This window comes from Jannaschia aquimarina, from assembly GCF_000877395.1.
Taxonomy (GTDB): Bacteria; Pseudomonadota; Alphaproteobacteria; order Rhodobacterales; family Rhodobacteraceae; genus Jannaschia; species Jannaschia aquimarina.
In genome coordinates, this window is the sequence record NZ_JYFE01000005.1 from 48,931 (window position 1) to 55,782 (window position 6,852).

Sequence of the window (6,852 nt, forward strand, 5' to 3'; positions counted from 1 at the left end):
CTACAACATGGCGGCACGTATGCGGAGCGCTTCAGGAGATTGTTGCAGGTTCGTCACACGAAAAAGGCGCCCGGGGGCGCCTTCCTCATCTCAGCTTGGCAGCCGTGACCTTCAGGTCTCGTCCTCCAGCTTCTCCAGCTCGGCCTGAAGCTCGTCCTTGCTGACCGGCTTGTCCGTGACCTTGGCCTGGTCGAGCACGTGGTCGATCACCTTGTCCTCGAAAATCGGCGCGCGCATCTGCTGGGCAGCCTGCGGGTTCTGTTGCACGAACTGGAAGAACTCGCGCTCCTGCCCCGGATATTGACGCGCCTGCTGCATGATCGCCTGGGTCATCTCGGCGTCGGAGACGGTGACCTCGGCCTTCTGGCCGACCTCGGCCAGAAGCAGGCCCAGGCGAACGCGCCGCTCTGCCAGCTTGGTATGCTCCTCGGTGGGCTCGATCTCGGGGTGATCGTGGCCTTGAACGTCCGGGTTTTCCTCGTGCCAGAGCTGGTGCGCGATCTGCTTGGCCTCGGCCTCGACCAGGCTGGGCGGCAGAGCGAAATCCACCTTGCCGTCAAGCGCGTCCAGCAGACGGCGCTTGACCACCTGGCGGGCGGCGCCGGAATATTCGGCCGTCAGCCGCTCTCCGATCTGGGTCTTGAGCGCGTCCAGGTCTTCGGCGCCGAACCGCTTGGCAAGCTCGTCGTCGATCTTGGCGTCGACGGGCTTCTTCACTTCCTTGACGGTGCAGTCGAAGGTCGCGGCCTTGCCGGCGAGGTTTTCGGCCTGATACTCCGCGGGGAACGTGACCTCGACCACCTTCTCCTCGCCCTTCTTCAGGCCGATGAGCTGGTCCTCGAAGCCGGGGATGAAGCTGTCGGAGCCGAGCACGAGCGGATAATCCTCCGCGGCGCCGCCCTCGAAGGGCTCCCCGTCGACCTTGCCCAGGAAGTCGATCACCACCTGGTCGCCCTTGGCCGCCTTGCCGCCCTTCTTGGTCTCGTAGGCCTGCGCCGACTTGGCCAGGCTTTCCAGCGCTTCGGTCACGTCGGCCTCGGCAGGCTCGACCACCAGACGCTCCAGTTCCACGTCCGAGAAGTCGACATCGGGGATCTCGGGCAGCGCCTCGTAGGAGAGCGTGACCTCGACATCGTCGCCGGGCGTCCAGTCCTGGTTGGTCATCTCGACCTTGGGCTGCATCGCCGGGCGGTCGCCCGACTCCTCGAAATGCTTCGACATGGCGCCGTCAATGCTCTCCTGCATGGCCTCGCCCATGAGGCGATCGCCGAACTGCTTCTTGAGCAGCGCCATCGGCACCTTGCCCTTGCGGAAGCCCTTCATCTCGATGGTGGGCTGCGCTTCGGTCAGCTTCTCGTCGACCTTGGCTTCCAGATCGGCGGCGGGCACGGTGATCGTGTAGCCGCGCTTGAGGCCTTCGTTGAGCGTCTCGGTCACCTGCATGTCGCGTCCTTCGGGTCAGAAAACGGGTACGACCCCCGTGCGGGGGTCGGAAATCTGCGCCCTTCTATGGAGGCCCCGACAGGGGTGCAAGGGGCCGCGCGGCACCCTTTCGGACGGGCGCGCGGCTCACGCTGCGGCAGGCGGATCAGTAGATGTAGCGGATCTGGTCGGTCCAGTAGCGTTCGACCCGGCGCAGGGTGCTGACGATCTCGATCAGGCCGGCATCCGACAGCACGCCGGTATGCTTGATCCCGTCGGCATGACGCTGGAACAGGGTCTCGACCGCATCGCGGACCTCGCGGCCCTTTTCGGTCAGCCGGACCCGGACCGCGCGCCGGTCGATGGAGCAGCGCTGGTGGTGCATGTAGCCCAGATCCACTAGCTTCTTGAGGTTGTAGCTGACATTCGAGCCCTGGTAGTAGCCCCGGCTCTTCAACTCGCCAGCCGTCACCTCGTTGTCGCCGATATTGAACAGCAGCAGGCCCTGCACGGCGTTGATCTCCAGCAGGTTCAAACGCTCGAACTCGTCCTTGATGACGTCGAGCAGCAGGCGGTGCAGCCGTTCGACCAATTGCAGGCTGTCCAGGTAGCCGGACATGAAGTCCGCGGCATTGCGGGGTTGAAACTTCTCTAGCCTGCTCATGCGGGGCCCTCTCTCGCGCTCTGTTGTCGGGAGAGATCGCAGAAAAACCCTGATGAATCGTAAATCTAGCGGGCGGATGCCGCCCTTTCCCCAAGCTCTTGAATCAAATCCGCGTAGCGCGCCGGGGGCTGCCCCTGCCCCGTCACCCAACCGTAGAGATCGTGGTCCGCCTCTCCGAGCACCGCCTCGAACAGCGCCAGCCCGTCATCGTCCAGCCGGTCCAGCTCCGCGTCGGCATAGCCGCCCAGGATCAGGTCCATCTCCTTGATGCCGCGGCGCCAGGCGCGGATGCGCATCCGCTTGATGCGGGTCTCGCGCTCGGTCATGCGTCCAGCCTCGCGCGCAGGCGTCCTTCCAGCAGGCGCAGGCGGTCCGCCATCCGGGCGGCCTCGCGGCGCGCCCGCTCGACCTCGCGCAGTAGATCGCCGTCCCCGGCATCCGCCGCCGCGTCCAGATCGACGCCCTGCCCTTCGCCGGTCATCAGCCAGACCAGGCTCACGTTCAGAAGCCCCGAGAGCATCTGGACGCGGTTGGCGCGCGGCTCGGCGCGGTCCTCCTCCCAGCGCTTCATGGTCGAAGGCTTCACCCCAAGGCGCCGTGCCAGTTCCGTCTGGCTCAGTCCGGCCGCCTCGCGCGCGCCGGCGAGGCGGTCGCCGAAGGTCGTCGTCTCTGGGTCGAACCAGTCGTCCGAGGTCTCGGAGCCGTCCATCGCGCCTCTCCTTGATTGCAGGTCGTCCCCATCATAGGACGGTCGGCGTCCGTCTTGAACCTGGGAACGACGCCATGGCCTTCCTCTCCGACACCCTCGCCCGCGTGAAGCCGTCTCCGACGATCGCCGTCACGACCAAGGCGCGCGAGCTCAAGGCCGCCGGCCGCGACGTGATCGGCCTGGGCGCCGGAGAGCCCGATTTCGACACGCCCGACAACATCAAGGCCGCCGCCAAGGCCGCCATCGACGCGGGCAAGACCAAGTACACCGCGCCCGACGGCATCCCCGAGCTCAAGCAGGCCATCTGCGACAAGTTCAAGCGCGACAACGGGCTGGACTACACGCCCGCACAGGTCAGCGTCGGCACCGGCGGCAAGCAGATCCTCTACAATGCCCTGATGGCCACCCTCAACGACGGCGACGAGGTCGTCATCCCCGCGCCCTACTGGGTCAGCTATCCGGACATGGTCCTGCTGGCCGGCGGCACCCCCGTCTTCATCGAGGGGCCCAGCCAGACCGGCTACAAGATCACGCCCGAGCAGCTCGAAGAGGCGATCACCGACCGCACCAAGTGGCTGATCTTCAACTCGCCCTCGAACCCCACTGGCGCCGGCTACACCGCCGAGGAGATCAAGGGACTGACCGACGTGCTGATGCGGCACCCCCATGTCTGGGTGATGACCGACGACATGTACGAGCACCTGACCTACGGCGATTTCGACTTCGCGACGCCCGCGCAGGTCGAGCCGGGCCTCTACGACCGCACGCTGACCGTCAACGGCGTGTCCAAGGCCTATTCCATGACCGGCTGGCGCATCGGCTATGCCGCCGGGCCAGAGCATCTGATCGCCGCCATGCGCAAGGTGCAGTCGCAGTCGACCTCCAACCCCTGTTCGATCTCTCAATGGGCGGCGGTCGAGGCGCTTGAGGGCACGCAGGATTTCATCCCCGTCAACAACGCCATGTTCAAGCGCCGCCGCGACCTCGTGGTCTCGATGCTGAACGAGGCCGAGGGCGTGCAATGCCCGACGCCGGAGGGCGCCTTCTACGTCTATCCCTCGATCCATGGCTGCATCGGCAAGACCAGCGCGGGCGGGGCCAGGATCGACGACGACGAGGCCTTCGCCACCGCCCTGCTGGAAGAAGAGGGCGTCGCCGTCGTCCACGGCGCGGCCTTCGGCCTCTCGCCCGCCTTCCGCGTCAGCTATGCGACCTCGGACGAAGCACTGACAGAGGCCTGCACCCGCATCCAGCGCTTCTGCGCGGGCCTGACTTGACCGGACCGGCGCGCCTCGACGCCCGCGCGGCGGGGCGCTGACCGTGGTGGACCTTCCGCCCTACTACTTCCGCGTCAAGGACAACGGCGCCCTCGTCTTCCGGGTCGATACCGAGAACCGGCAGCGGCGGCTGGAGCTCGACCAGATCGCGACGATCAACATCAACAACGGCAACGTGAAGCCTCAGGGCGACCGTGAGCTGACCCAAGAGGACCGTGCCGCCATCGACGCGTGGATGACCGCACGGAGCGACGAACTCGCCTCGCGCGAAGTCGACGACATCCTCCGCGCAGTCGATACGCTGAACCTGACGGCCCACTGGGCACAGGCCCGCGCCACCGACGAGCAACTGGAGGCCGTGACCGATCGCCTGCTGCTGGCCATGCATGACCTCCGCACGGTGCTGGTCCGAAAACGGGCCGACCGGGTGCTGGGCAAGGGCGGCTGAGGCGGGGCGCGCGTCCTAGCGGATCAGGCGCAGGCGTCCGTCCTCGATCTCGATGCGGCCGAACTCGGACAGGTACGACATGCCCAGAAGGCTCTGGAACATCTCTCCGTCATTGACCACCGCGCGCACGTTGCGATCCACCTGATCGCCCAGCCGCACTTCGTCCAGCCGCACATCCGCAGTCGCCACGGGTCCGTTCGCGGTGAAGGCCCGGCCCAGAAAGCGCAGCCCGTCCAGGTCGATCCCCGCCCGCGCCGCATCCTCGCGGGTCAGCACCATGTCGCTCGCCCCGGTATCGACCACGAAGCGCACCGGCGCCCCGTTGATGTCCAGCACCATGTGATAGTGCCCGTCCCGTCCCAGCGGCACCTCGATGGCCGACATGCCCTCGGCCGTCGTGACGCGCTGCGTGGGGCTCAGCGTGTTCATGATGCTGTCGCGGTCGGCATAGACGAGAAATGCGCCCAGAAACACGAAGCCCCAGATGGCGGCATATTGCAGCGTCTGCCCGATCCGGTGCCGCTGGCTGATCAGGAACGGGATCCCGAGCGCCGCCAGCAGCAGGAACAGGTAGATCGCGCGCATCGAGTCGTGATCAGTCATGCACCCAACATAGGGAGAACGACCCGTATCACCAGATGGCGCGCAGGCCGTCCAACACGAACTGCACCGACAGCGCCGCCAGCAGCATCCCCAGAAGCCGCGTCACGACGTTGATCCCGACGGCGCCCAGCAACCGCTCCAGCGGCGCGGCGAGGTTGAAGAACGCGAAGCACAGCGCCAGCACGACCAGCATCACGCCGATCGCCTGTCCCAGCGCCAGCGGCGCCGCGCCGTCGGCCAGCAGGATCATCGTGGCGATGGCGCCGGGCCCCGCGATCAGCGGCAGGGCCAGCGGAAAGACCGATGGGTCGTCCAGATGCTCCTCGGCCCGGTGCCCCTCGGCCTGCCCCTCCCGCCGCTTGGTCCGCTTTTCGAACAGCATCTCCAACGCGGTCAGGAACAGCAGCAGGCCCCCAGCGATCCGGAAGGCGGGCATCGAGATCCCGAGAAAGCCCAGCACCGCCTCTCCCGCCAGCGTGAAGAGGATCAGCAGGCCCGCCGCGATGGCACAGGCCCGGAACGCGATCCGCCGCCGCATCGCGGGCGACATGCCGGCCGTCAGCGCGGTGAAGATCGGCGTCAGGCCGACCGGGTCGATGATGACGAACAGAGCCGTGAAGGCGGTGATGGCTTCGGCAAGGGACACGAGGCCCCGAATAGGCCGAAGCCCGGGACGGCGCCACCCCGGGCGGCGGCGCCCCGGGGCCCGACCCGAATGGACCGGCTTATCGGCCCGGCGGGCAGACCAGCCCGGCCGAGCACGCGACGGCTCGCGAGGCCCGGCCCCGCAGGCAGGGCCGGGTTCAGCGCCGCATCCTGCTCGGCCGCCATGCTGGGACCCATCGACGCGATCTCCGCCTCCGAGCGGTGGATCGGCGCATCCACGGCCCCGGCGCGATGGCATCGGCCGCGATGCTGTCGGACCCAATCTCGATCGCGACTGACCCGTAAGGCCGATGACGGGCCGTACGCTAAAGGTCTGGCCGCGCTCCCCCTGCCACCCTGACACAGACACGTCCGGCCGGGGCCGAACTGACCGGCGCCTCCGCCGCTCTCCGCATACTCAAAGAACGGCCACCGGGCCTCCCGTGGATCAAGGCCCCCCGCATCGCCGACCCGGTGATCTTCGAGCCGATCCGGACGCCCTCGACGCCCGCCGAACCGGCGCGTCATCGCCGCATCAATCTCCGCCGCCCGACGCAGAAGACCAACTCTCACTGGCGCGTCGTCCAAGACGGCGAAGACGGGCACGTGCCGGTTTCCAGACGTGTCCTCGGCAACGACCCGAATGCGAAGGTCCAAGCCGCCCGCGCCGGTCTCGGCTTTGCCCACGAGATAGACCGGATCGTCCGGCCGCATCTCGACCGGGGGACGCTGGTCTCGGTTCTGAACGACCACCTTCCGCAGATCCAGGGCCTCCACATCTGTCATGCGGGCCGTGCCCGGATCATGCGGAGGCTCCGGGTCTTCATCGACTTCGCCCGTCTTCGTTCCGGGAAACTTGGGCAGAGCGGTGCCATCCGGCGCGCCGGCGCGTCAGGTGGGTCAGAGCCCGCCGCCCTCTGCCCTCGGAGAACGGGAGGCGCCATCGAAACTCGTCCGCCCGACCACCAAGAGGCGACGTCGCCGACCGTCGTCCCTCGTCCTCGACCCTTCGGTCTTGTCCGCCCTCTTCTTCTCTGCTTCCCAAATATCCCCGCCGGAGGCCCGGCTCGGACGGGGCTCGATG

The 6,852-nt window shown here is 67.4% G+C and carries 9 protein-coding genes; 3 read left to right on the plus strand and 6 right to left on the minus strand.

Annotated elements, in window-relative coordinates:
- Positions 1 to 111: 111 nt before the first annotated feature.
- The 4 genes from tig to jaqu_RS01000 all read right to left on the minus strand — a co-directional run bounded on the left by tig (position 112) and on the right by jaqu_RS01000 (position 2,795).
- The gene (gene tig / locus jaqu_RS00985) at positions 112 to 1,443 is read right to left on the minus strand and encodes a trigger factor (protein WP_043917061.1); all 1,332 of its coding nucleotides are present in this window, start codon (positions 1,441 to 1,443) and stop codon (positions 112 to 114) included.
- Between the two features lie 145 nt (positions 1,444 to 1,588).
- Positions 1,589 to 2,086: a MarR family winged helix-turn-helix transcriptional regulator gene (locus jaqu_RS00990; protein WP_043917062.1), complete on the minus strand. Its 498-nt coding sequence runs from the start codon at positions 2,084 to 2,086 to the stop codon at positions 1,589 to 1,591.
- Between the two features lie 65 nt (positions 2,087 to 2,151).
- A complete protein-coding gene (locus jaqu_RS00995) occupies positions 2,152 to 2,412 on the minus strand; it encodes a succinate dehydrogenase assembly factor 2 (RefSeq protein WP_043917063.1) in 261 nt (86 codons plus the stop codon).
- On the minus strand, positions 2,409 to 2,795 hold the full coding sequence (locus tag jaqu_RS01000) for a helix-turn-helix domain-containing protein (RefSeq protein ID WP_043917064.1): 387 nt from the start codon (positions 2,793 to 2,795) through the stop codon (positions 2,409 to 2,411). Before jaqu_RS01000 ends, jaqu_RS00995 begins: the two co-directional genes overlap by 4 nt.
- Before the next feature lie 74 nt (positions 2,796 to 2,869).
- On the opposite strand from jaqu_RS01000, the gene jaqu_RS01005 reads away from it, so the two are divergent.
- Positions 2,870 to 4,072, plus strand: a complete 1,203-nt coding sequence (locus jaqu_RS01005) for a pyridoxal phosphate-dependent aminotransferase (protein WP_043917065.1) — start codon at positions 2,870 to 2,872, stop codon at positions 4,070 to 4,072.
- A gap of 43 nt (positions 4,073 to 4,115) precedes the next feature.
- Positions 4,116 to 4,520 (plus strand): hypothetical protein, encoded by a 405-nt coding sequence (locus tag jaqu_RS01010; protein WP_043917066.1) that lies wholly within the window; start codon positions 4,116 to 4,118, stop codon positions 4,518 to 4,520.
- Positions 4,521 to 4,535: 15 nt separating this feature from the next.
- On the opposite strand, the gene jaqu_RS01015 is transcribed toward jaqu_RS01010, so the two are convergent.
- The gene (locus jaqu_RS01015) at positions 4,536 to 5,123 is read right to left on the minus strand and encodes a retropepsin-like aspartic protease family protein (RefSeq protein WP_043917067.1); all 588 of its coding nucleotides are present in this window, start codon (positions 5,121 to 5,123) and stop codon (positions 4,536 to 4,538) included.
- A 28-nt stretch (positions 5,124 to 5,151) separates the two neighbouring features.
- Complete coding sequence (locus tag jaqu_RS01020) at positions 5,152 to 5,769, minus strand: MarC family protein (protein WP_043917068.1); 618 nt, start codon at positions 5,767 to 5,769, stop codon at positions 5,152 to 5,154.
- 473 nt (positions 5,770 to 6,242) lie between these two features.
- On the opposite strand from jaqu_RS01020, the gene jaqu_RS22345 reads away from it, so the two are divergent.
- Positions 6,243 to 6,852, plus strand: a 610-nt coding sequence (locus jaqu_RS22345) for a LysR substrate-binding domain-containing protein (RefSeq protein WP_392387209.1), incomplete at its 3' end; no start/stop codon positions are given.